The organism is Streptacidiphilus sp. PAMC 29251, from assembly GCF_054208735.2.
In genome coordinates this window covers 9,123,009-9,146,536 of record NZ_CM135725.2, presented here as the reverse complement: position 1 = coordinate 9,146,536, position 23,528 = coordinate 9,123,009, and the positions used below count along the sequence as shown (strand labels likewise).

Genomic DNA, 23,528 nt, shown 5'->3' with positions numbered 1-23,528 from the left:
CTCAGGCGCTCGTGGTCGCCGCGGCGGCGAACCGGTTGGCAGGGCGGGGCAGGCCGAGCGTGCCGCGCAGGGTGGCGCCGGCGCTGGGGGCGCGGTGCAGTCCTGCGGCGGCCAACGCGGGCAGCACCTCGGTGGTCAGCACTGGCAGGTCGACGGCGAGCACGGCGGGGTGCAGCCGTACTCCGTCGACCAGCTGGGCCAGTTGCATCAGCAACTCCACCAGCGCGGCGGGTGAACCGACATGGCGCAACCGGCCGGACTGCGGCCAGTTTGCGTGGCGGTCGAGGTCGGCCAGCCGTTCGGCGGCCGGGACGTCCGCGTCCAGCAGCAGTTCCAGCTCGGCGAACACCAGCGGGGCCCCGGCCGCGCGGGCCTGCGCGGCCCGCTCGGCGAGCCCGGCCAGGTCGGGACGCTCGACCAGCACCACATCGGCGCGGTCGTCCACGTCCAGGGCGTCCGGCGCCAGCACCACCAACTGCCCCTGCGGCGGGCGCGGGGTGATCAGCGGGCCCTTGACGGTGAACCTGGCCCCCTCGAAGTCGACCGGGTGCACGCGCTCGCGGTCGAGGTAGCGGCCGGTCGCGACATCCTTGATGACCGCGTCGTCCTCCCAGGAGTCCCAGAGCGCACGGGCGGTGTCGATGACATCGGTGGTCTCCCGGCGCAGTTCGTCCGGGCCGAGCGGCACCGCCCCGATCGTGGCCAGCTCGTCCACACCGTTGACGGCGCCGACCACCCAGCCGGCCCGGCCCCTGGCCGCGTGGTCCAGGCTCGCCAGCTGGGTGGCCAGGTGGAACGGTTCGGTGGTGGTGACCTGCAGGGTCGGCGCCAGGCCGATCCGGTCGGTCAGCAGCGAGACATAGGCGGCCCGGGCCCCGGCCTCGATCCGGCCGGGCGCGTCCGGGTCGGCGCTCGGCGGCAGCGGCGAGTCGGCCAGGGTGACCAGGGCGAACCCGGCGGCCTCGGCCGCGGTGACCACCTCGCGCAGCGCCCGGGCCGGTGACACGGAGCCGGGCCGCGCTGCGGCAGCGTGCCGGTGGGAGGCCGGGTGCGCGCCGGTGCCGTCGGCCTCAAGTGCCAGGTGCAGAAAGGGATTCCGGGTGCCGGGATCGCTCATGGGGACATACCTCCGGTGGGGATGCTGCGGTACGGGAGCCGGCACACAGCAGCGGACGGCGTCGACCAGGGACGCGGCAGTCCAAGGGGTGCGTGGGTGCGTGGGTGCGGCGGGAGCAGGGCTGCGGTCTCAGCGGACCGGACAGGACCCCGGACACAGTGCGCTGCTCACCCGGAGCAGATCGACATGGCGCCGGGCGACCCGCAGCTGGAAGGATCCGCTCGGGCGGGGCGTGCCACTGGAACGACGCTCAGCCATCTGGATCACCTCACACCGATCGGGCCCAACCGGGCCTCGCGCTTACAGAACGGCACCGTTCTGTCGGGTCGTCACCTGGAGCACCCCACCGCGGCGGAGGGTTGCCGGTCAGCAAGCCAGGGCTTGTCGCTGACGCTCATAACCAGGACACACGCTAACCGCTCGACGGGCTTTGGACAATGCGGCGTCCATCATGCGAGAGCTGTCCGAGAAGTATTGACCGATCCGCTGAACGTCTGCTGAACTCGCGCTCATGAAGCCGCAGCTGGAACTCACCCGGCGGCGCCACATCGACCTGGCGCACGTCTCCAGCACGTTCTGTTGTCGCTGACCCCAGCTGCCTGGCCGAGCCCCTTCCCCGGCTCCTGCCCCTGTGGTGCGCTGCTCGCTGACTCCTTTACCCCCAACGACAGTTGACCTGTCGTCACCAGGCCATGACCGGACCCGCCGCTGACTCCGCGGCGGTCCGGCCGTGCCGCCTGCCCATGTGCGTCCACACTCGGCGCCCAGCAGTGCGCCCACCTCAGTCGAGGGGACCTCCCCATGCCTCCGTCCACCCAACTCTCGCCATCGGCCGTCGATTCCGACGCCGTGGCGACCGGCGCGCCGGAACGCGAGGTGTTCCTGCCGCGCGACGCAACCCGCCGGATGCTGTTCGGCACCCTTCGCGAGCGGTTGCGCTGGCCGCTCGGCATCTACACCACCCCGGTGGTCATCCTCATCGCCTGGGAGATCCTCGCCAAGGCCGGGGTGCTGACCGCGACCTACGCCCCGGCGCCGACCTCCATCGTGCACTCCGCCGCCGAACTGTGGCAGCAGGGTGTGCTCGGGCCCGACCTGGCGGTCTCGCTGCGCCGGGCCGGGATCGGTCTCGCCATCGGCCTGACCGCGGGCATCCTGGCCGGGGTGCTCGGGGGCCTGCTGCGCAGCGGCGAGTACCTGTTCAACGGCGTGGTCCAGGTGCTCAACACCATCCCGCTGCTGGCGGTGCTGCCGCTGATGATCGTGTGGTTCGGCATCGACGAGCTGACCAAGGTGCTGCTGATCTCCTTCGGCGCCGGCGTCCCGATGTACCTCAATCTGTTCGCCGCGATCCGGGGAGTGGACCAGCGCCTGATCGAGATGGCGAGGACCACCGGCGCGGGCCCCTGGCGGCTGGTGACCCGGGTGCTGGTGCCCGGCGCCCTGCCGGGGTTCCTGGTCGGCCTGCGGTTCTCGCTCGCCTACAGCATCCTCGGCCTGGTCGCCGCCGAGACCGTCAACGCCAACGAGGGCCTCGGCTTCCTGATCACCCAGGGCCAGACCTATCTGCAGACCGGCCAGGTCTTTGTGGGGCTGGCCGTCTACTCCCTCCTCGGGCTGGTCGCCGACCAGTTCGTCCGGGTTCTCGAGCGGGTGCTGCTGCGGTGGCGCCCCGGATACGAGGCGGCATGAGCGCCACGGTTGCGACCCGCACCCGGCAGCAGGCCGGGGTCCTGGTCGAGAAGGTCGTCCGCCGGTTCGGTGACCGGGTGGTGCTCGACCACCTGGACCTCACCATCGCCGAGAACGAACTGGTGGTCCTGTTGGGGCCCTCCGGCTGCGGCAAGAGCACCCTGCTGCGGCTGCTGGCCGGTCTCGACCGGCCGGACGGCGGCCTGGTGGAGGTCCCGGCGAAGCGCGCGATCGTGTTCCAGGCCGACCGGCTGCTGCCGTGGCAGCGGGTGCTGCGCAATGTCACCCTCGGCCTGCGCGGGCCGGACGCGGAGCAGCGGGCCCTGGACGTGCTGGCCGAGGTCGGCCTCGCGGGCCGGGAGCGGGCCTGGCCCAAGGAGCTCTCCGGCGGCGAGGCGCAACGGGTCTCCCTGGCCCGGGCGTTGGTCTCCGAACCCGAACTCGTGCTGCTCGACGAGCCGTTCGCGGCGCTCGACGCCATCACCCGGCTGCGGATGCACGGCCTGGTGCGCGCTCTGCGCAGCAAGCACCGCGCGGCCATGCTGCTGGTCACCCATGACGTGGACGAGGCGATCGCGCTGGCGGACCGCGTCGTGGTGATGGCCGACGGCCGCATCGGCAGCTCACACCTGGTGCAAACCGGCTTCGCCAGAGAGGAGTTGCGTTCCGTCCTGCTTGCCGACCTCGGCCTCGCCGACCACCACTGACCTGCCCGGTTCCAGCCCCAGAAAGCATGTGTGCACCCATGTCCAGAACCACCTCCCGACTTGTCGTCGGCGCCGTCAGTCTGCTCACTGTGGTCGGTTCCCTGTCCGGATGCGCCTCGGCGACCAAGACCGCGCCCCTGAGCGGCGCCGGCGGTTCGAGCGCGGCCGCCCATCCCGAGTGGAGCCAGTACACCTTCACCATCGGCGACAACGGCGGTGACGGCAGCGAGGCCCTGGCGAAGATCACCGGCGCCTTCGCAACTGCCCCCTACAAGGTGAAGTTCGCCCGGTTCACCTACGGCCCCCCGCTGGTGCAGGCGGCCGCCTCGGGCGACATCGACCTGGGCAGCGTCGGCGACGTGCCGCCGATCACCGGCGCCGCCAAGGAGTACGGCTTCAAGATCGTCGCGGTCACCCGCTCGCTCACGCCCACCCAGCCGGCCGAGAACATCATTATGCCCAAGGGCTCCCCGATCCAGTCGCTCACCGACCTCAGGGGCAAGAAACTGGCTGTGCCGCAAGGCAGTTCGGCCCACGGCCTGGCCCTGAACGCGCTCAGGAGCGTGGGCCTCACCCCCAAGGACGTGCAACTGGTATTCCTCGACCCGGCGGCCGGCGCCACCGCGTTCGCCACCGGCAAGGTCGACGCCTGGGCGATCTGGAACCCGCAGTCGGCGCTCGCGGTGAACCAGGGCGCGCGGATCCTGGCGAAGGGCCTGCCGCCGATCGACCAGACCAGCAACTACTACGTCGCCAGTGACAAGTCGCTGAGCGACCCGACCAAGCGCGCGGCCCTCACCGACCTGCTGCAGCGGCTCGGCGGCGAGTTCCACTGGGGCGTACAGCACCCGGACCAGTACGCCCAGGCGATCTCGCAGGAGGAGGGCATCCCGCTGGCCGACGCCAAGGCGGTGCTGACCTCGCTGGAGACCCGGGTGACGCCGGTGGAGCCGGCCGACATCACGGCCGAGCAGCAGCTCGGCGACGCCTTCCTGGAGGCCGGTCAGATCAGCAAGAAGGTCGATGTCACCACGATCACCGACAACCTGCTCCCGGCCGGCTACGACAGCTCCAAGGTCGACTGATGGGCGCGCCACGCCGGCTCCACCTCAACGCCTTCCTGATGGAGGCGGGCCCGGCCGCCGGGCCAGCTGGAGCCGCTGACCCTGCTGACCGCGCTGTCCCAGGCGACCAGCAGGATCGGGCTGATCGCCACCGTGTCCTCCACCTACAACGAGCCGTACAACCTGGCCCGGAGGCGGCCGGGGCCACGTCGAGTTCATCGGCACACCGGAGCAGGTGGCGGACACCATCATCGCCTGGTTCGAGGGCGGCGCGGCGGACGGCTTCAACATCATGGCGCCGGCGCTGCCCTCGGGCCTGGAGACCTTCATCGAACAGGTGCTGCCGATCCTGCGCGGCAAGGGCCTGTTCCGCGAGGAGTACGAGGGCAGCACGCTCCGCGAGCACTACGGGCTCCCGGTACCGGCCAACCAGTTCCACTGACCCGGAGGAACGAAGTGCCATGACGAGCATCGAGTCCGAGCAGACGCTGCGCACCGATGTGCTGGTGGTCGGCGGCGGTCCGGCCGGCACCTGGGCCGCGATCAAGGCCGCCCAGGCGGGCGCCGAGGTGGTCCTGGTCGACAAGGGTCACACCGGCGCCAGCGGCGCGACCGCCTCGGTCGGCACCGGCATCTGGTATGTCGAGGACGTCCCCGAGTTGCGCGAGGCCGCGATGGCCAGCCGGGAGGCGCTGGGCGGCCATCTCGCCGACCGGGGCTGGATGACCCGGGTCCTGGACGAGACCCACGCCCGGATGGACGAACTCGCCCGAGTGCAGAGGTATCCGTTCCCGGTCGACGCCCAGGGCCGGCAGATCCGCAACGACCTGCAGGGGCCTGAGTACATGCGCCGGCAGCGGACCCGGGTGCAGCGCCTCGGCGTCCGGATCCTGGACCACACCCCGGCGTTGGAGCTGCTGGTCGACGCCGACGGCGTGGTGTCGGGCGCACGGGCGCTGGAGCGGGCGAGCGGTACGACCGTCCGGATCGAGGCGGGCGCGGTGGTGCTCGCGGCCGGCGGCTGCGCGTTCCAGTCCAAGACCCTCGGCTGCGACGTCAACACCGGGGACGGCGCGCTGCTGGCGGCCGAGGCGGGAGCGCAGTTGTCCGGGATGGAGTTCTCCAACGCCTACGCCATCGCCCCGCGCGGGACCTCGGTGACCAAGACCGCCTACTACTCCTGGGCCACCTTCTACCACGCCGACGGTACGGTGCTCGACGGCGCCGGCAGCGTCCGCGGCCGGTCGGTGATCGCGCGGGCCCTGCTGGAGGAGCCGGTGTACGCCCGGATCGACCGGGCCGACCCGGAGCAGCAGCGGGCGATGCGCAGGGGCCAGCCGAACTTCTTCCTGGTCTTCGACCGGCTGGGCATCGACCCCTTCACCGACCTGTTCGAGATCACCCTGCTGGCCGAGAGGACGGTCCGGGGCACCGGCGGCGTGCGGATCGCCGACGAGGACTGCGCGACCGATGTGCCCGGCCTGTACGCGGGGCCTCGGCGCGGACGGCGAGGAGCTGTTCCGGGTCAGGGAGGCGGCCGCGATGGTGACCCACGCCCGCTGGATGTACCACGCGGCGCTGCGGCGGACCGAGTCGCGCGGAATGCACAAGCGGCTTGACCATCCGGCGCAGGACCCGGCCCAGCACTACCGGCTGCTCACCGGCGGTCTCGACCAGCTGTGGAGCCGTCCGGAGTCGGCGCCGCGGGCCCTCACCACGGTTGCGGGGCGAGCCGCATGATCGAGATCGTGGACGCGGACCGCTGCATCGGCTGCGACCGCTGCATCGAGGTGTGCCCGACCCGGGTCTTCGACCGCGGCGCCGACGGCATTCCACTGATCGTCCGTCAGGACAGCTGCCAGACCTGCTTCCAGTGCGAGGCCTACTGCCCCACCGACGCGCTGTTCGTCGCGCCGCTGGTGGTCCCGGTTGCCGCCGGATCGCGCTTCCACGACGTCGTGGAGCTGGAGGCCTCCGGCCTGCTCGGCGGCTACCGGCGCGAGCTGGGCTGGGGCGGCGGCAGGCCGCTCGGCGCCCGTACCGCGATCGGACCCGAGTACCCGGACTGAGCGTTCGCCCGGTGCGGCCGGTGCGGCGGCGGGCTTCGCCGACTGCTTCGGCCTCGAACTGCGCGCGGGCGGCCTGCAGCGCCAGACGCTTCTCGCGCCGGTGCCGACCGCTGACCTGGCCTTTCACGGATTTCCAGCCATAGCCGTTTTCGCAGAGCGCCAACAAACCGACCAGCAACTTCAGGATGAAACGAACCAAGTGATAGGACGGCATCGATAACTACATCAAAACCGGCATAACGAACGCCGCCTCCGAAGGCGACAACCGCGCGATCAAGCTCGAAGCCCGCAAAGCCCGCGACAAGCTGAAGACTCATCAACTTCGTTGACCCCCTTGTAAGGCTTGATCGATTCTGGGTACGCTGCTGCGGTCTGGAACGGTGCCAAGCGGAGCGGTCGCCTTGATGCTGCTCACCTTCAAGAATCGATCACTCCATTCAGCGGGCCAGTCATTCAGGGCATTCGGCAGGGTCCTCCTGACGGTGGTCAAGAGGCTTCTTGGCACCGAGGGACTGTCTCCTGACGAACCTTCGGCCCATGGTTATTCGGAACGGAGCTAGGATTGTGATGTCTTCGCAGGCCAACGTTCCTGATCTGGAATCTACGGCGGTCCCGTTCTTTCCGATTCCCAGGGCGCCTGGCTGTCCGCTGGATCCGGCCCCTGAGCTGGCCGAGCTGCAGGAACAGGCGCCGCTGGTCCGAGTTCGGCTGTGGGACGACAGCACTCCGTGGCTGGTGACGAGACACGCGGAGCAGTGCGCACTGCTGGGGGACCGCCGGGTCAGCGCGGACTGGATGCAGCCGGGCTACCCGTTCGACAGTCAGTTTCTGCAGGACCACCATGAAGAAGGCCAGTTCCTGACCGCCATGGAAGGTCCCGAGCACCTCCGGCTGCGTCGGATGATCGCCCGACCGTTCACCCCCGCAAGGTCGAGCAACTGCGGCCCATAATCCAGCAGGTCGTCGACGACCACATCGATGCTCTGCTGGCCCGCCCGATGCCGGTGGATTTCGTGGCGGAGTTCGCCCTGCCGATTCCGTGCATCGTCATCTGCCACGTGCTCGGCGTCCCTTACGAGGACCACGACTTCTTCCAGCGCGCCGTCAGGACAGTGACCAGCAGCGACGTCCCGGACGAGGTCGTGAGCAAGTCCGAGGGCGAGCTGTATCGCTACCTGGCCCGGCTGATCGGCCGGAAGCTCGATGAACCCGGTGACGACCTGCTGTCCCAGCTCGCCACCGAACGGCTGGCCACCGGCCAGTTGAACCGGCACGAGCTGGTGATGTTGGTCCTGTTCCTGCTGATCTCGGGGCACGAGACCACGGCCAGCATGATCGCACTGGGCACGCTGACCTTGCTGCTCCATCCCGACCAAATCGCTGTGCTGAAGGACGCCGACGGCCCCGAGGTCGCTGCGGCCGTCGACGAGCTGCTGCGGTACCTGACCACCGTCCAGCCCGGCCGTCGGCGCGTGGCCGTGGAGGACATTGAGATCGCCGGGCAGGTGATCCGCGCCGGCGAGGGTCTGATCCTCCCGGAGGAGATCGGCAACCGCGACGAAAGCGCGTTCCCCGGTGCTGGGGTGCTGGACTTGCGCCGCGATGCCAGCCAGCATCTCGCCTTCGGCTTCGGTGTGCACAAGTGCACCGGCCAACCGCTGGCCCGTTTGGAGCTCCAGGTCGTTTTCGCCGCTCTGTTCCGGCGCATTCCGACACTGGCCTTGGCCGTTGACCTCGGCGACCTCCCGTTCATGGATGACGGGCTCGGGTACGGCGTCAAGGAAATGCCCGTGAGCTGGTAAATGAATGAGGTTGAGCCGGTGACGGGAGGCAGAGTGGAGTTGCTGCAGATCGGGAAAAGCCAGCCGGAGCCGAGTCCGCCGGTGGTGGAGGAGGGCGTGCTCTCGGTCACGCTGGTGTGCATGCCCTGGGCTCTGATCGACATGCCGTCCCTGGCCATCAGCACTATCGCCCCGCTCTTTGCAGGGCGTGGCGAAGTCGGACGGCTGGACGCCGTCTACGCCAACATCCGCTGGCTCGACTATCTCACCCACAGGGTGGGTCTCGCCCGAGAGCACTACGAGCTGGTCGTCGACGCCGAGGTTCTCGGTGTCGGCGAATGGATTTTCTCCAGCTGTTTCCGCCCTGATATGGATCCTCGCAAGACGAGTTTCTTCGAACTGCTGCGCGGGCACGAGCAGGTCGACGCCTATTGTGAGATGTTCCGCGCCGCCCCCGCTTCGTCGACGAACTGGGCGAGGAGATCGTCGAGTCCCGTGCGGACGTGGTCGGCTTGACGACGACCTTCGATCAGAACATCGCCTCATTCGCGCTTGCGCGGCGGGTGAAAGAGCTGTCCCCGAGTACCGTCACAGTCCTCGGCGGGGCCAATTGCGACGGCGTTCAGGGCACGGCGATCCACCAGGCCCGCACGGAGATCGACTATGTCGTCCGGGGCGAGGCGGAGCACTCGATCGCACCGCTCATCGCGCACATCGCGACTTGTCGGACCAGTCGGAGCGATCCACAGGACCAAGCAGCACGCACGATTCCAGGCCTCTGCTGGCGATCCGGCCCGGACGGCACCTCGGTCAGCAATCCTCTTGGGACCAGGCCCATCCTCATGGACGCCGTCCCAGAGCCTGTCTACGACCACTATTTCCGCGAACTGAACGGATCCGCGCTCACCGAGCTCGTCGATGTCAAGATCCCGATCGAGGCCAGCAGAGGGTGCTGGTGGGGGGCCAAGCACCACTGCACGTTCTGCGGCTTGAACGGATCAGCCATGGCTCACCGCGCCAAGTCGACGGAGCGGGTCCAGGCCGAGGCTTCCCGTGCCATTCAGCGGCACAACGTCCTCGACCTGGTGTTCACGGACAACATCCTGGGCCCTGAACACGTCCGTCGGCTCACCACTGACATGGCGCTGCCGGCCGACTGGGATGTTCGACTGTTCGCCGAGGTGAAGTCCAACCTCGGGTTCCATCATCTCGAGGCACTCGCCCGTGCCGGCTTCACGCAACTCCAGCCGGGCGTGGAGAGCCTGTGCACACCCGTCCTGCGCATCATGCGCAAAGGAGTCACCGGGTGGCAGAACGTGCGATTCCTGCGGGATTGTGCGACCTGCAGGATCTATCCGTCGTGGAACGTCCTCGTTGGATTCCCGGGAGAGGACAACGGCGATTACTCGGCATTGATCGAGCTGCTTCCGGCCCTTCACCACCTCTCCGCACCCGACGGTGTTCACCGCATCCAGTTGACGCGTTTCAGCCCCTACTTCGATGACCCCCAGCTCGGTCTGCGGAGTCTGGGGCCGTCAGGCGAGCTCATATGTGCCTACGAAGGGGTGGCCGACGCTCTCGATGACCTCGTCTACGTATTCGACTCCGCGCCCGCCGGCATATCAGCGGGCATGTACGAGACCTTGTCCGAGGCGGTTGGCGTATGGATGGTGAACTCACCGACATCGCGGCTGGTCGCCCTGTCGGCGACGGAGAACTCCCTCGTTGTCGTCGACGACCGGTACGGCTGGCCCTCATGCGAACGGGTGCTCTCGCCTGGTCTGGAGACTGAGGCATACCGTGCGCTCGCCAAAGGACGGACCCTCCCCGCACTCGCTCGCCAATTGGACGATCTCGGGATACCAGTGATCGACGGCCGACTCGAAGCACTCGTCGAGGAATGGACCATGCTCGGGCTCACGTTCCGCGAGGGTTCGACGTACCTGGCACTCGCGACGGGACTGCGTTGGTGACCCCGCCGACAGCACGCCCGCGGACGAGCCGTCGGCACCTGTTCGCGACGGTGGAATTCCGTTCCGTCGACAATCGGGCAGACCTCGTCTCCCTGGTGCGAACGGGTTACGCCGGAGTGCGGCTGTCCGGACACCACGTCATGCCGTCGATGCCCGATCGCGATCTCGTCGCCCTGGTCGCGCTGCTGCGCGACGCGCGCGGCGTCGGCCTGCGAGTCGCATGGAGTGGCGAATGCGGCGACCTCGACGTCCGATGCCTCCAGCACCTCGATCCGCCGCGTCAGCCTGACGGTACTTTCGTGTGGACGCCGCGAGCTGATGCGCAGCTCCTCGCACGGCGCGGTCCCACGTTCATCTCCGTCGACGACACGCGTCTCGGTCCCCGCCGACGCATCGTCATCGACCGCTGCACACCTGAGGGGAACGTCCTCGATGCCGTCGACTGGGGACGCGAGGTCACGGCACTGGAGCGGGCCGGCATTGACCGCCTCACACCGGACGGCTTGGCTTTCTCTTCTGGCAACTACTGTGTGGGCCTTCCCGTACGCCAGGGGATCTGGTGTGTCTGAGAGCCTGTCCTCCGCAACGTATGGACTGAAGGCTCCGGTCGGCGGCGGAGGTCCAGCACCAATGATCACCGGAGTCACCAGGGAGCCCGCAGTATGACCAGTACCACCGAGGCCGTTGGCGGGTCGGCTTCAGTCGACCATGCAGTACGAGGTGTCACGCGCCCGTTCTACATGTATGCCGTGCTCTCCAACGCACTGTTCCAGCGTGGAGTGTTCGTCCTCTTTCTCTACCAGCGAGGCTTCTCAGCCGAGCAGGTGGCCCTCCTGCAGACACTGCTCTTCCTGGTCAGCGGACTTGCGGAGTTGCCGACGGGAATCATCGCCGACCGAATCGGCAGGCGTGCAAGCATCGTGATCGGCCAGCTGCTGGTGGCCGCATGCCTGCTCGGCCAGGGGACGTTCTCCAACTACTGGGTGTTCCTGGCGCTGTTCATGGGTCAGGGCGTGGGCATGGCATGCGTGTCCGGCTCGGACACCGCCCTGCTGTACGACCTGCTCGTGCGTCGTGGTGCGACGGCCGGCTACGTCAAGATCAAGTCCCGGTACATCATGCTGGGGACGGTCACCTCGGGCGTCGCCATCGTCCTCGGCGGCCAACTGCAGCACATTTCCTGGGGAGTCGTCTACGTCGGTTCGGCGGCATGCCTCGTCCTGGCCGTAGTGGTGCTGATGTCACGGGTGCCCGAGATCCGCGGCGCGGACGCGGTGGACGAGCAGGAGGGAGCCGAGGAGGAGCACGTCGACGCCACAGCGTGGCGGGCGATGCTTCGGGTCGCCACGCCGGCGCTCGTCACGCTTGTCGTGGTGTCCGGACTGATGCACGCGACATTGACGCCGTACATCATTTTCACCCAGAAGACCCTCTCCGACCAGGGAGCGGGCACCGCCTTGGTCAGCGTGGTCATAGCGGCGGGATTCTTCGCCGGCGGGCTCGTCGCCTTGCTGTCGGACCGCGTGGACCGGCGCATCGGGTACCGGGTCATCATCCCGGTGTCCCTCCTGACGCTCGCGGTGGCGCTCGGCCTGAGCGGCCTCGGCCTTGTCTGGGTCACCATCGCCGCGTTCCTGGTCCTGGTCGGAATTCCCGAGATCACCGCCGTGATCGTGGACAACGTGTTCAACGAGGCCGTGCCCTCGCGCCACCGGGCGAGCCTGCTGTCGATGATCTCATTCGTGGAGTCGGTGCTCATCGGCGTCGGCTATCTCGTCCTCGGCGCGCTCATGGACGGGTTGGGCTCCAGTGCGGGCATGGCCGCCTACGCCGCGGTCCCCCTGCTGGCATGTCTCCTGTGGCTCCCGGTGCTCTTCCGAAGGTCACGGGTGACCAGCGAGATCGAGAAGCCCGCCGGCCAAAAGGTCTCCTGAAACAGAACTCCCGATGCTCCTTGCCCGACTGCGGTCTTATCGAGCAACCGAGTCCATATCCTTGCGGATTGCACGCTGTATTCCGTTCTGTCCGTTTCGCACGGTCGTAAATCGAAACACACCTGGGCTACGAAGTGTTCTATGCACGAGGCCAGGTCAGCGACCCAGAGAAGCGACAGGGAGGCCGAAGATGTGTGCACCACCTATTGACGAGACGTCAAAGACTGGATTAGATAAGACTGTTGGTAGCGGTCAAGACGAAGAGGAGACGACAATGGCGAAGGAAGTTCTGGAGCGTACGGCAATCGAGACGGACGAGTCGGAGCCGGGCATGGTGCTCTTCTCCGACGAGGAGGGGCTTGACCTCGCCGATGACGTCGAGCTGATCATCCTGTCATCGGCTACTTTGGGCGCCACCGTTGCGCGGCGCTGCTGATCGCATCTGATGCCGACTCCGAAGCGACTGGCCCTCTCGTTTGCGGGAGAGGGCCAGGTGTCAGTTCGATCGTCCACACAGCATGCTCGCGTGACACTCGGCCGGCCTTTGATCAATGCCGACGTCAATTCTCCGTTCTTCGTTCCTCTCGGGCTGCTCTGCATTGCCTCACCACTGATGGCGCACGGCCATCCCACCGTCGTCGTCGACTTGGAGTACGAGCACCGGATCGGCGCCTTCGACCCCAGTGATGCCGACTGGCTCGACCAGACCTGCGCTCGCCTGCTCGCCGCTGATCCCGACATTCTCGGCCTCACCTGTCTCGCGGACACCCTCCCGGCGTGCCTTCTCATCGGGCGTCAGGTGAAGCGGCTCCGGCCCGATGTCACGGTGGTCCTCGGCGGACCCGGGACGTTCGGCGTCTTCCCCGATGCCCTCCCACGCTTCGTCGACTGCGTCGACTTCGTGTGCCGCGGCGAGGGAGAGCTCGCGATCACCGCTCTCGCGGATGCCGTGGCCGACGGGACCGATCCCGCCGGAGTACGCGGTTTCTGGTCGTGTGAGAACGGCCAGTCCGTGTCCAGCGGGCCTCAGCCGACCACGAACCTGAACCTCGTGCCGATGCCCGCATACGACGCCGTCCCGATGGGCGACTACATCCGGCTGTCGACACCGCACATCTTCGACGTGCACATCGGCTCCGGCTGTACCTATACGTGCAAGTTCTGCATGACGTCGACGTTCTGGGATCGCGACTTCCGGATCAAGGATCCCGCGGTCATCCTCGACGAGCTCCGCTTCCTGCACCGGACCTACGGAGTGACGCAGTTCAACTTCCTGCACGACAACTTCGCCAACAAGCGCACGTATCTCGACGAGTTCGTGTCCTACTTCTCCGAGCACAATGACATGTTCGAATGGGGCTGCGCGGTCCGACCGGACAATGTCAACCCGTCCCTTCTGCGGCGCATGGCCGATGCGGGCTGCTTCAACATCTTCTGCGGCACCGACGCGGGGTCGGAGAAGATCCTCAAGGCCATGCTGAAGATGCCCTCGACGAAGCGGACCTACGAGTTCTTCCGGTCCGCCCAGGAAGTCGGCATCCAGTTCGAGACGAACACGATCGTGGGATACCCGGACGAGAGCGCCGAAGACCTCGAGAAGTCACTGGAGGTCGTCTTCGACGCGATCGCCTACGGTGCCGTCAACAGTGACCTCAGTGTGCTTCAGCCGCTTCCCGGCGCTGAGATCACAGATGATTACCGAGCTGAACTCGAACCGCTGGAGAGCGGCCTCGACGCCATGGGCACCTTTCTCCCGTCGGATGTCCGCGCGCTCATCAGGGACGATGCGGCGACCTTCACCGGATTCAGCTTCATTCGCAGCGGGAATCGGGGCCACGAATACTATCAGGATGTGCTGCGCCTCTCGCGGTATTTCACCCGCCGCTACTACCACCTGCTGCGATTCCTCAAGCAGGGCGCGGGACTCACGTACGTTGAACTCATAGACGCACTGCTCGAACGGGCTGAAATGCCGATTCAGGAAGCGCTCGCTGAGATCTTGGCGCACATGGAGGGCGTGCATGCGCAGGCCGCCGGCGCACTATTCGCTTACGACTCGATGGTTGCGGAGTTCCAGGGAGACGAGGTCGAGGAAGAACTCGTCAACGTGTACCGGAAGCCCGCCGTCGTAGGGGACAAGCCGCATTTCCTGATCGCGGACCTGGATGTCGACGTCGTCAAGATGATTTCCGACCCACGCGAAATCACTTGGAAGCCGGAGCTGAGCCGTCCGACCGTCGTGGTCGTGTATCGCGCAAGTGAGGCAGAGGTGTCGACTCTCCGCCTGACACCGGCGCAGGCCAAGGTGTTCAAGGCACTTATGCCGCGCCAGCAGGAAGAACGCGAAGCTCTCCTCGCGAATTTCGCCCCCGGTCGGCCGCACGAGGTCGCGACAGCGGTGGCAGGGTTGTGTGCCCAGATCGACGCCTCGCCGGACGCCCCCGAACGGACTCCTCTGGTGGCCGCCGGCCCCCTGCTGACCACGTGAACGTGACGCGCCCCGTCGTCGTCGAGGTGGACGACGACCCGATTCGATGGCACGGGCCCACAGGAGGCGACTACCTGAGCCGTTGGTTCGCCGCGGCGAGCCAACGCAGTCGGCTCGATCTCGCTCGGGTCGCAGAGGACGGGCTGAGCCAGCACTACCGCGTCCGGCAGGGCGCGTCCTTCTCCGATGGGAGCCCGGTGCGTGCACGCGATCACGCCCGGGCAATCCGGACCGCGCTCACGGTTCCGTCGCTCCAGCGATTCCTCCTCGACATCCGCGCGGTCCGCACATCGAATGATGCGCTCGTCATCGAGCTCCGCCGCCGGGCGCCGCACCTCCCGAGCCTGCTCCGGAGCGTCGATCTCGCTCCGATCTCGTCGTGCGGGCAACTGTCCTCCGGTACGTACGAGCGTGCCGTGCGCACTGCCGATGACGAGTACTGGCTCGAACCCGTCAAGGTCGGCAGGCCACCTGTGCGGGTGCTCGTCCGCCGCGATCCGCACGACGCCCCGGCGAGGTTCCGGCGAGGCGAGGTCGATGTGACGTGCGCGACGGCGTTTCCGCTCGACCGCGTCCCGGACTTCGCGGACAGCCAGGTGTTCCACACGGCACCGACCGCGATCGAGATGCGTCTGGAGATCACCCCCGGCAGCCCGTCGGCCGTGGGCGACGCGGAGTTCCGTCGGAGGCTCCTCGGCGCGATTCGCTATGACCGCCTGGTCGCACGGTGCTGGAACGGTGTGGAGGCGGCAGCGCCCGACCACCACGTCGAGGCACCGCCCAGCACCGTCTGCTCCGGTGAAAGACTGCGCTTGGGGTACTGGGACTACTACCCCAACCTGGACGTGGCCGAAGAAGTCGCAGCTCAGCTGACCGAGAACCTCGGTGTCGAGGTCGAGCTGGCACCCGCCGACTTCGTCTCGGGCTCGACGCAGTCCTGCGACTTGCTCCTCGCGTTGCGAGGCCCGCTCTTCGAGGATCCGATCTGTGCTCTGGACCTGCTCGACCCGGCGCGCCGAGACCCCGTCCTCGCGCCGCTGCTGCGTCGGCTGTCTGAGGTCCCGGACGACGATGCGGCGTGCGACGAGCTGCGACGAGCGGTCCGGGAGCAGTGCCCGGTCCTGCCCCTCCTGCGTCTCCGAGACCACTGGCTGCAGCGCGAGGGACTGGCTGGTCGGCCCTGGCCACCGATGGGCGCTGTGCGCTTCCCCCGGTTCAGCTGGAGCGCCGATTCTCCATGATCTTCGTCAAACGGTGATCTCGCTCCGAAGGAAGGTCAGGGATGGCTCACGGAATCGACCGCTACGTGCTCTCGCCCGCGGCGACCTGGTCCCGCGACGGCAACGAGCTACGCGTTTTTTCCGACGAGGTGCTGCTGGTCCGACGCTGCCCTGAATCGCTGTTCGAATGGCTCAAGGCGGTCTCCGATGAGTTGGCCGGCCTCCCAGTGCCGAGCGGACGCCAAGTGGACGCCATCGTGCGTACTCTTCTTCGGCTTGGCCTCATCGTCGCACCGTTCGACCGTTCGTGGCACTCGTCCGCTTGGAGAAACCAGGTTGAGTACTTCGCGGCCTTGGGTCTGGATGCTGGCGCGGCACAGGATCGGCTGCGCGCGGCGCACGTGACCGTTCTCGGCGTCGGCGGCGTCGGCGGCGCGGTGCTGGCTGAAATCGCGGGTGCGGGCGTGGGCGGGCTCACGCTCGTGGACGGCGACCGAGTCGCGTTGGAGAACTTGAACCGCCAATATCTCTACCGGCGTTGTGACGTCGGACGAGCAAAGGTCGAGGTGGCCCGCGAGTGGGTGCGTGAGCGCCTCCCTGAAGCGGAGCCGACCGCTGTGATGGAAACCATCACGACCAGCGAGGCGCTGGTACCGCACCTGCGCGAAGGCGGGTTCCTCGTTGTCGCGGCCGACCGTCCTGTGTCGCTGCCGGAACTGTGCGCTCAAGCCTGTGTCGAGCGCGGAGCGTCGATGATCCTGGGAGGCTGCGGCCTCCGAGTCGGATCGAGCGGCCCGCTGATCCGGCCCGCCGATGTCCCGGCCTTCATCGCCTCACGCCAGGAGGCGCAGGCCACGACCGGAGCTGCGGTCACACCGATGGCGGCATCGTTCGGCCCGGTCAATACGCTGGTGGGCGCGACAATGGGCCGTGATCTCATCTTCGGCATACTCGGTGTGAGTGCCCAAACGACTTCGCATCGCATCGAACTGTTGGGGACGGCGTTGACGGGTCCTCGAAGTCGATGACCGTTGGACCGCGACCGCGGTTCGTTCCGTTCGAGCTCTGTCTGTGTCCGAGGGGGGACTTGAACCCCCACGCCCCGAAGGGCACTAGCACCTCAAGCTAGCGCGTCTGCCATTCCGCCACCCGGACCGGGTGATCGACGCGGCGTCTCCGTCGCGCTGACAGGGGAAACAATACCAAGAAAACGGAGTGCCTCCGACCGTCGGCCGGAAGGGGTCGCGGGGGTGTCCGCGGGGGTGGCCGCGGCACTGCGGGGCGGGCAGGGGACCACTGCTGCGGTGTCGGAATGCGACATAAGTCGATCGATTCCATTCAACTATCGGTCGAAAACGGTCAAGAAACGGACACTTTGTGCATCAAGCCGAGTACACCCGGTGGTCACGATGTCTCATATCGGATGAGCCGACCGGCGCGGCAGCTGAAGACCCGTCGGGGGCTCGTACGCGCAGAGGATGGCGGCACCGACATGCATGTCCGCGGAGAAGTCCCTCCCGACCCCGCCTCCGGAACGCCGATCTCGACGCCGCACCCCGGGTCCGGGATCCTCGGCGTCGAGGGAGTCTGGCGCTTCGCCGCGGCCGCCGTGGACGTCTCCGTGCCGCAGGCCCGGCATGCCGTGCGGGACCTGCTGCGGGCGCAGGGCATGAGCGGGGGCGCGTACGACGAACTGCTGCAGGGGATCCTGCTGATCGTCTCCGAACTGGTCACCAATGCCGTGCGGCACGCCGCGCTGCTGTCGCCGCAGATCGTGGTCGAGGTGGTGATCGGCTCCGGCTGGGTGCGACTGTCCGTGGAGGACAGCCACCCCTACCGGCCCCGGGCGCTGCACAGCGACGAGGTCGCGTTCGGCCGTACCGGCGGACGCGGGCTGCTGCTGGTCAAGGCCGTCACCACCGAGGCCGGCGGGGTGTGCGACGTCGAGCGCACCGCGGGCGGCGGCAAGGTCGTCTGGGCGTCACTCCCGATCCCCCGCCCCCGCCGCACTGAACCGCCGCACTGAGCAGTCACCCGAACCGCCGCACCGACAGCCACCCCACCTCCGAGTCACACGATCTCGCGCCACCAGTGGTCGATCTTCGGCGGGTTCGCGACCTCGACCCGCTCCCCCGGTCTCGGCACCGCGACCCGGACGCCCCGCAGGTCCGCGTCCGCGCACAGCCGCTCCACGGGCTCGGACCAGTCGTGCAGCCCCAGCACGAAGGTCCCCCAGTGCACGGGCACCAGCAGCCCCGCGCCGCTGTCGCCCCGGTTGACGTCCAGATGGGTGCTGACGCCCTCCTCCGGGGTCATGTGCACCGAGCGCCAGTGGGTGCTGTACGCGCCGACCTGGATCAGCGAGAGGTCGAAGGGGCCGTAGCGCTCCCCGGTCTCGGCGAAGCCCTCGAAGTAGCCGGTGTCGCCGCTGTAGAAGACCCGCTGCTCCGCGCCGATGATCACCCAGGAGCTCCACAGCGTGCCGTCGTTGGTGAAGCCCCGGCCGGAGAAGTGCTGCGCGGAGGTCGACACCAGCCGCAGCCCGTCGATCTCCACCTCCTCCTCCCAGTCCAGCTCGTCGAACCGCTCCGGACCGATGCCCCAGCGCTCCAGATGCGCGCCGACCCCCAGCGGCACCACGAACCGCAGCTCGGGACGGGTCCGGGCCAGGGTGCGGACGCTGCGCATGTCCAGGTGGTCGTAGTGGTCGTGCGAGATCACCACGGCGTCGATCCTCGGCAGTTCCTCCAGCGGGACCGGCGGCTCGTGGATCCGGCGCGGGCCCACCGACTGGGACGGGGAGCAGCGGTCGCTCCACACCGGGTCGACCAGGATCCGCCTGCCCTCGATCTCGATCAGCGCGGTCGAGTGCCCGAACCAGCTGACGGCCAGCTCGTTCCCGAGCGAGGCCCCGGTGGCGTCGTCCCCGACCAGGCTGTCGCGGACCAGCGGGACCGGCAGCAGCGGGCGGCGCAACTGCTTGCCGAACAGCATCTCCTTGAGGATCTGCCGCCCGTCGGTCACCTGCGGCCCGTGCTCGGCGCCCTCCTCGGCGCCCTCCTCGCCGCCGCCGGCTCCGACCTGGGCTCCGACCGCAGCACCGTCCTCCGGATCCAACGGCGACGGTTCCGCCACCGGGCCGGCGACGTTGTGGAACACCCCGTCCCGGAACTGCGGCGAGATCCGCAGCCGGTCCCCCCGCGCGCCCCGCTTGGGGTCGCCGCCGAACGCGGCCGGCATGTCCCGCGCCGCCCAGGCCAGCGCTCCGACCGCCCCGACCGCGACCGCGCCCAGCGCGACCCCGATCGCCCCGGTCGTACCCACCCGAGTCCGCCCCATGCCCTGCCACCTCTCGTACGGGCCGTGCGTCATCACGGCCCCGCTGCTCGGCAAACGGTCGTGCGGTAGCGATGGTTCCGGCTACGGCTTCAGGCCCCGGCCCTGTCCCATGCCGACCTCGCATACCGTCCCGCCCCGGCCCTATCCCAAGGTACTGAGGAAATCGTCCAGCACCGCCGCGCCGAACCGCAGCGCGTCGGCCGGCACCCGCTCGTCCACGCCGTGGAACAGGCCCTGGAAGTCGAAGCCGGGCGGCAGCCGCAGCGGCGAGAAGCCGTAGCCGTGGATGCCCAGCTGCGAGAACTGCTTGGCGTCCGTCCCGCCGGTCATCGAGAAGGGCACCACCGCCGCCCCCGGGTCGTGCGCCAGGACGGCGTCCCGCATCGCCGCGAAGATCGGCGCGTCGACCGGCGCGGTGAGCGCCCCGGAGCGGTGCAGATAGTCCCAGTCGACGTCGGCGCCGGTCAGCTTGTCGAGCGTGGCCTCGAACTCGGCGGCCGGGCCCTCCCCGGGCAGGGTGCGTCCGTCGACATGTCCGGTGGCCAGGCCCGGGATCACATTGGTCTTGTAGCCGGCCTGCAGCACCGTCGGATTGGCGCTGTTGCGGAGGGTCGCGGCGACCAGCCTGGCCGCCGCCGGGTCGAGCCGCGCGACATACGCGTCCACGTCGAACGCCGGGTCGTCGACCTCGCGCACGCTCAGCGGTACGCCGGTCGCCGCGCCGAGGGCGAGCAGCGCGGCCCGTACGGTCGGCGTGATCCGCACCGGCCACTCGTGCTCGCCGATCCGGGCCATCGCCGCGGAGAGCCTGGTCACCGCGTTGGCGCGGTTGGGCTTGGAGCCGTGTCCTGCCGTTCCCCTGGCGGTCAGCCCGAGCCAGGCGGTGCCGCGCTCGCCCGCGCCGACCGGGTAGAGCCGCTGTCCGGCGGCGGTGTGCACGGTGTACGCGCCGGATTCGCCGATCGCCTCGGTGCAGCCCTCGAACAGGTCGGCGTGGTTCCGGATCAGCCAGTCGGAGCCCGCCTCCGCGCTGTCCTCCTCGTCGGCGGTGAAGCACAGCACCACGTCCCGGCGCGGGCCGCGCCCCTCGCGCCCCCAGGCCCGGGCGACCGCGAGCATCATCGCGTCCATGCCCTTCATGTCGACCGCGCCGCGCCCCCAGACCACGCCGTCGCGGATCTCGCCGCTGAAGGGGTGGACGCTCCAGTCGGAGGCCTCGGCCGGGACGACGTCCAGGTGGCCGTGGACCAGCAGGGCCGGCAGGTCGGGCTCGCTGCCGCGGATCCGGGCGACGACGTTGGCGCGTCCCGGTGCGGACTCCAGCACCAGCGGCGACAGGCCGCCCTCGGCGAGCCGCTCGGCGGCGTACTCGGCCGCGGGGCGCTCCTTGCAGTCGCCGCCGCCCCGGTTACTGGTGTCGATCCGGATCAGCTCGGAGGTGAAGCGCACTGCCTCGTCGCCCCGCAGCGAGCCACCCTCGGTCTCGGCCCTCTCGGCCCTCTCGTCCGCCATCGTGCCCACGCTTCCCTCGTCTCTCTCGATCCACGTCCGACCGGCCCGCGCCGCCGACCGGCCTGCGCCCAGCCTGCCCCTCCGATCATCCCGCACCGGTCCGACGCGGCGGTCAACCCCCACCCGATAGGATCAGTCCCCTCATGACTGCCACTCTCGTCGCCAAAGACCTCGCCGCCGGCCACGGCGAACGCGCCCTGTTCACCGACCTGGACCTGGTCGTCGCCCCCGGCGACGTGATCGGTCTGGTCGGCGTCAACGGCGCCGGGAAGTCCACCCTGCTGCGCCTGCTGGCCGGCCTGGACACCGCCGAGTCGGGGACGCTCCGGCTCAGCCCGCCCACCGCGACCGTCGGCCACCTGCCGCAGGAGCCCGAGCGCCGCCCCGGTGAGTCGGTCCGCGCCTTCCTGGGCCGCCGCACCGGCGTCAGCGAGGCCCAGGCCGTGCTGGACGCCGCCACCCAGGGCCTGGTCGATGGCACCCCCGGGGCCGACGACGAGTACTCCGTGGCGCTGGACCGCTGGCTCGACCTCGGCGGGGCCGACCTGGACGAGCGCGCCGAGGAGGTCGCCGCCGACCTCGGTCTGACGATCAGTCTCGACCTGCCGATGACCGCCCTCTCCGGCGGCCAGGCCGCCCGGGCCGGCCTCGCCTCGCTGCTGCTCAGCCGCTACGACATCTTCCTGCTGGACGAGCCCACCAACGACCTGGACCTGGACGGCCTGGACCGGCTGGAGGCCTTCGTCGGCAGCCTCCGCGCCGGCACCGTGCTGATCAGCCACGACCGCGAGTTCCTGACCCGCACGGTGACCAGGGTGCTGGAACTGGACCTGACCCAGCAGCAGGTGAACCACTTCGGCGGCGGCTACGCGGCCTACCTGGAGGAGCGCGAGACCGCCCGGCGGCACGCCCGCGCCGAGTTCGACGAGTACGCCGACACGGTGTCCTCGCTGGAGTCCCGGGCCCGCACCCAGCGCGCCTGGATGGAGAAGGGCGTCAAGAACGCCCGCCGCAAGTCCCCCGACAACGACAAGCACGGCAAGGCGTTCCGTACCGAGTCCTCGGAGAAGCAGGCCGCCAAGGCCCGGCAGACCCAGCGCATGATCGAGCGCCTCGACGTCGTGGACGAGCCCCGCAAGGAGTGGGAGCTGCGGATGGAGATCGCCGCCGCGCCCCGCTCCGGCGCGGTGGTGGCGACCCTGAACAACGCCAGGGTGCGGCTCGGCGACTTCGCCTTCGGCCCGGTGAACCTGCAGATCGACTGGGCCGACCGGGTCGCGATCACCGGCGCCAACGGCTCCGGCAAGTCCACCCTGCTGGCCGCCCTGCTCGGACGGCTGCCGCTGGACTCGGGCCAGGCCTCGCTCGGCCCGGGTGTGGTGGTCGGCGAGGTCGACCAGGCGCGTGGGTTGTTCCTCGGCGGTCAGCCGCTGCTGGAGGCCTTCGCCGAGGCCGTCCCCGACCTGCCCCCGGCCGAGGTCCGCACCCTGCTGGCCAAGTTCGGGCTGCGCGCCGCGCATGTGCTGCGCCCGGCGGCGACCCTCTCCCCCGGCGAGCGCACCCGGGCCGCGCTGGCGCTGCTGCAGGGCCGCGGCGTCAACCTGCTGGTGCTGGACGAGCCGACGAACCACCTGGACCTGGCCGCGATCGAGCAGTTGGAGTCCGCGCTCGCCTCCTACACCGGCACGCTGCTGCTGGTCACCCACGACCGGCGGATGCTGGACGCGGTCGAGACCACCCGCCGGATCGCCGTGGACGCCGGGCAGGCCAGCGAGAGCTGACCCGCCCGACCCCGCAGTTGAAGTGACGCTCCGTCAGGCCTGCTTCGGCGGCGCGTACTTGTAGCCGACCCGACGGACCGTCACGATCCCGGCCCGGTAGCGGGGGCCCAACTTGCGGCGCAGCCGGGCGACATGGACGTCCACGGTGCGTCCGTCGCCGACGTGGCCGTAGCCCCACACCGCGGTGACCAGGTGGTCCCGGGTGTGCACCCGGTGCGGGTTGGCGGTCAGGTGGGCCAGCAACTCGAATTCCAGGTAGGTGAGTTCGAGCAGCTCGCCGTCGATCCGGACGGTGCGCCGCTCCAGGTCCAGCTGGATCCCGCCGACCGACCGCAGCGGCGGGACTGCGGCGATCGGCGCGGAACCGGCCCCGCGCTCGACGCCCCCGCGCTCGACGGTCGCCCGCTCGGCGGCCACCCGCTCAGCTGCCGCCCGTTCGCCCGGCAGCTGCTCTGCGGGCGGCCGTTCGGCGGGGACCAGGACCAGGTAGCCGACCATCGGCACATCGCCCCCGGTCAGCTCCAGCGGCAGTCCGGCGGGCAGCCCCGAGGGCAGCCCGGCCTGTGGCCACGGGGCCACGATCGCCCCCGCCGGCAGCCGCAGCACCCCCTCGGCAACGGTGGGCACGGCGCGGACCGGGCTCGGCAGGACGGCGGTGACGGTACGGAGGTGCGGGGTGGCCAACTGGGAGACGTTCGACATGGCAGGACTCGCTTTCGCGCAGGCAGGAAGGGACAGCGACATGGGCGGTCGTCTGCGCGCAAAAGGAAAGAGGTCTGCAGTGGGAGAAAGGGCCTGTACTGCGGCGAGCGGGGCCGAAACCCTGTTCAGCCGCCGGTGCGGACCCTGCG

24 protein-coding genes, 1 tRNA gene, 1 pseudogene and 1 riboswitch are annotated in these 23,528 nt (G+C 69.2%); of the genes and pseudogenes, 19 read left to right on the top strand and 7 right to left on the bottom strand.

The features are described 5' to 3' along the window. Position 1: 1 nt before the first annotated feature. Both ACXKR8_RS43675 and ACXKR8_RS43670 read right to left on the bottom strand, forming a co-directional pair. Entirely contained in the window at positions 2 to 1,117 is a 1,116-nt protein-coding gene (locus ACXKR8_RS43675; RefSeq protein WP_458270077.1) for an LLM class flavin-dependent oxidoreductase, read from the bottom strand. 129 nt (positions 1,118 to 1,246) lie between these two features. Further along, entirely contained in the window at positions 1,247 to 1,375 is a 129-nt protein-coding gene (locus ACXKR8_RS43670; RefSeq protein ID WP_458270076.1) for a putative leader peptide, read from the bottom strand. A 33-nt stretch (positions 1,376 to 1,408) separates the two neighbouring features. Next, a riboswitch (SAM riboswitch) is annotated at positions 1,409 to 1,519 on the bottom strand. A gap of 399 nt (positions 1,520 to 1,918) precedes the next feature. On the opposite strand from ACXKR8_RS43670, the gene ACXKR8_RS43665 reads away from it, so the two are divergent. From ACXKR8_RS43665 to ACXKR8_RS43655, 3 genes are read left to right on the top strand one after another with little or no spacing between them, the layout of a single operon-like run. Then, the gene (locus ACXKR8_RS43665) at positions 1,919 to 2,809 is read left to right on the top strand and encodes an ABC transporter permease (RefSeq protein ID WP_458270075.1); all 891 of its coding nucleotides are present in this window, start codon (positions 1,919 to 1,921) and stop codon (positions 2,807 to 2,809) included. Further along, positions 2,806 to 3,516 carry an ABC transporter ATP-binding protein gene (locus ACXKR8_RS43660; RefSeq protein WP_458270074.1) on the top strand — a complete coding sequence of 237 codons (711 nt, stop codon included), beginning with the start codon at positions 2,806 to 2,808 and terminating at the stop codon, positions 3,514 to 3,516. Before ACXKR8_RS43665 ends, ACXKR8_RS43660 begins: the two co-directional genes overlap by 4 nt. Positions 3,517 to 3,554: 38 nt before the next feature. Next, on the top strand, positions 3,555 to 4,601 hold the full coding sequence (locus ACXKR8_RS43655) for an aliphatic sulfonate ABC transporter substrate-binding protein (RefSeq protein ID WP_458270073.1): 1,047 nt from the start codon (positions 3,555 to 3,557) through the stop codon (positions 4,599 to 4,601). Here ACXKR8_RS43655 and ACXKR8_RS43650 read toward each other — a convergent pair. Next, entirely contained in the window at positions 4,577 to 4,732 is a 156-nt protein-coding gene (locus ACXKR8_RS43650; protein ID WP_458270072.1) for a hypothetical protein, read from the bottom strand. The genes ACXKR8_RS43655 and ACXKR8_RS43650 overlap by 25 nt on opposite strands. Before the next feature lie 38 nt (positions 4,733 to 4,770). Between ACXKR8_RS43650 and ACXKR8_RS43645 the strand changes: the two are divergent. From ACXKR8_RS43645 to ACXKR8_RS43580, 14 genes and pseudogenes are all read left to right on the top strand, one after another. Next, positions 4,771 to 5,022, top strand: a pseudogene (locus ACXKR8_RS43645) (LLM class flavin-dependent oxidoreductase); the annotation flags it as partial. A gap of 19 nt (positions 5,023 to 5,041) precedes the next feature. Then, the gene (locus ACXKR8_RS43640; protein WP_458270071.1) at positions 5,042 to 6,199 is read left to right on the top strand and encodes an FAD-dependent oxidoreductase; all 1,158 of its coding nucleotides are present in this window, start codon (positions 5,042 to 5,044) and stop codon (positions 6,197 to 6,199) included. Then, the gene (locus ACXKR8_RS43635; protein ID WP_458270070.1) at positions 6,123 to 6,320 is read left to right on the top strand and encodes a hypothetical protein; all 198 of its coding nucleotides are present in this window, start codon (positions 6,123 to 6,125) and stop codon (positions 6,318 to 6,320) included. The genes ACXKR8_RS43640 and ACXKR8_RS43635 overlap by 77 nt, the downstream gene beginning before the upstream one ends. Next, on the top strand, positions 6,317 to 6,649 hold the full coding sequence (locus tag ACXKR8_RS43630; RefSeq protein ID WP_458270069.1) for a 4Fe-4S dicluster domain-containing protein: 333 nt from the start codon (positions 6,317 to 6,319) through the stop codon (positions 6,647 to 6,649). The genes ACXKR8_RS43635 and ACXKR8_RS43630 overlap by 4 nt, the downstream gene beginning before the upstream one ends. A 567-nt stretch (positions 6,650 to 7,216) precedes the next feature. Beyond that, a complete protein-coding gene (locus tag ACXKR8_RS43625; protein WP_462100095.1) occupies positions 7,217 to 7,600 on the top strand; it encodes a hypothetical protein in 384 nt (127 codons plus the stop codon). Between the two features lie 62 nt (positions 7,601 to 7,662). Next, positions 7,663 to 8,451 carry a cytochrome P450 gene (locus tag ACXKR8_RS43620; RefSeq protein WP_462100094.1) on the top strand — a complete coding sequence of 263 codons (789 nt, stop codon included), beginning with the start codon at positions 7,663 to 7,665 and terminating at the stop codon, positions 8,449 to 8,451. 33 nt (positions 8,452 to 8,484) lie between these two features. Beyond that, entirely contained in the window at positions 8,485 to 8,946 is a 462-nt protein-coding gene (locus tag ACXKR8_RS43615; protein ID WP_462100093.1) for a hypothetical protein, read from the top strand. Further along, a complete protein-coding gene (locus ACXKR8_RS43610; protein WP_462100092.1) occupies positions 8,943 to 10,403 on the top strand; it encodes a RiPP maturation radical SAM C-methyltransferase in 1,461 nt (486 codons plus the stop codon). The genes ACXKR8_RS43615 and ACXKR8_RS43610 overlap by 4 nt, the downstream gene beginning before the upstream one ends. Further along, positions 10,400 to 10,972, top strand: coding sequence for a DUF5825 family protein (locus tag ACXKR8_RS43605; protein ID WP_458270065.1), 573 nt, complete (start codon positions 10,400 to 10,402; stop codon positions 10,970 to 10,972). The genes ACXKR8_RS43610 and ACXKR8_RS43605 overlap by 4 nt, the downstream gene beginning before the upstream one ends. A 93-nt stretch (positions 10,973 to 11,065) precedes the next feature. Beyond that, entirely contained in the window at positions 11,066 to 12,337 is a 1,272-nt protein-coding gene (locus ACXKR8_RS43600; RefSeq protein WP_458270064.1) for an MFS transporter, read from the top strand. A 274-nt stretch (positions 12,338 to 12,611) separates the two neighbouring features. Next, a complete protein-coding gene (locus ACXKR8_RS43595) occupies positions 12,612 to 12,773 on the top strand; it encodes a hypothetical protein (RefSeq protein ID WP_458270063.1) in 162 nt (53 codons plus the stop codon). A gap of 90 nt (positions 12,774 to 12,863) precedes the next feature. Next, positions 12,864 to 14,825, top strand: coding sequence for a B12-binding domain-containing radical SAM protein (locus ACXKR8_RS43590; protein ID WP_458270062.1), 1,962 nt, complete (start codon positions 12,864 to 12,866; stop codon positions 14,823 to 14,825). Then, entirely contained in the window at positions 14,822 to 16,066 is a 1,245-nt protein-coding gene (locus tag ACXKR8_RS43585) for a hypothetical protein (RefSeq protein WP_458270061.1), read from the top strand. Before ACXKR8_RS43590 ends, ACXKR8_RS43585 begins: the two co-directional genes overlap by 4 nt. Positions 16,067 to 16,107: 41 nt before the next feature. After that, on the top strand, positions 16,108 to 17,073 hold the full coding sequence (locus ACXKR8_RS43580; protein WP_458270060.1) for a ThiF family adenylyltransferase: 966 nt from the start codon (positions 16,108 to 16,110) through the stop codon (positions 17,071 to 17,073). Between the two features lie 44 nt (positions 17,074 to 17,117). Here the strand turns inward: ACXKR8_RS43580 and ACXKR8_RS43575 are convergent. Beyond that, a tRNA-Leu gene (locus tag ACXKR8_RS43575) sits at positions 17,118 to 17,200 on the bottom strand. 337 nt (positions 17,201 to 17,537) lie between these two features. Between ACXKR8_RS43575 and ACXKR8_RS43570 the strand changes: the two genes are divergently transcribed. Continuing rightward, on the top strand, positions 17,538 to 18,071 hold the full coding sequence (locus ACXKR8_RS43570) for an ATP-binding protein (RefSeq protein WP_458270059.1): 534 nt from the start codon (positions 17,538 to 17,540) through the stop codon (positions 18,069 to 18,071). A gap of 44 nt (positions 18,072 to 18,115) precedes the next feature. Here ACXKR8_RS43570 and ACXKR8_RS43565 read toward each other — a convergent pair whose 3' ends face one another. Both ACXKR8_RS43565 and ACXKR8_RS43560 read right to left on the bottom strand, forming a co-directional pair. Then, entirely contained in the window at positions 18,116 to 19,384 is a 1,269-nt protein-coding gene (locus ACXKR8_RS43565; RefSeq protein ID WP_458270058.1) for an MBL fold metallo-hydrolase, read from the bottom strand. A gap of 141 nt (positions 19,385 to 19,525) precedes the next feature. Next, a complete protein-coding gene (locus ACXKR8_RS43560; RefSeq protein ID WP_458270057.1) occupies positions 19,526 to 20,896 on the bottom strand; it encodes a M20/M25/M40 family metallo-hydrolase in 1,371 nt (456 codons plus the stop codon). Between the two features lie 143 nt (positions 20,897 to 21,039). Between ACXKR8_RS43560 and ACXKR8_RS43555 the strand changes: the two genes are divergently transcribed. Beyond that, a complete protein-coding gene (locus ACXKR8_RS43555) occupies positions 21,040 to 22,677 on the top strand; it encodes an ABC-F family ATP-binding cassette domain-containing protein (protein WP_458270056.1) in 1,638 nt (545 codons plus the stop codon). A gap of 33 nt (positions 22,678 to 22,710) precedes the next feature. Here the strand turns inward: ACXKR8_RS43555 and ACXKR8_RS43550 are convergent, their stop codons facing one another. Further along, positions 22,711 to 23,379, bottom strand: coding sequence for a winged helix-turn-helix domain-containing protein (locus ACXKR8_RS43550; RefSeq protein ID WP_458270055.1), 669 nt, complete (start codon positions 23,377 to 23,379; stop codon positions 22,711 to 22,713). Positions 23,380 to 23,528 lie beyond the last annotated feature (149 nt).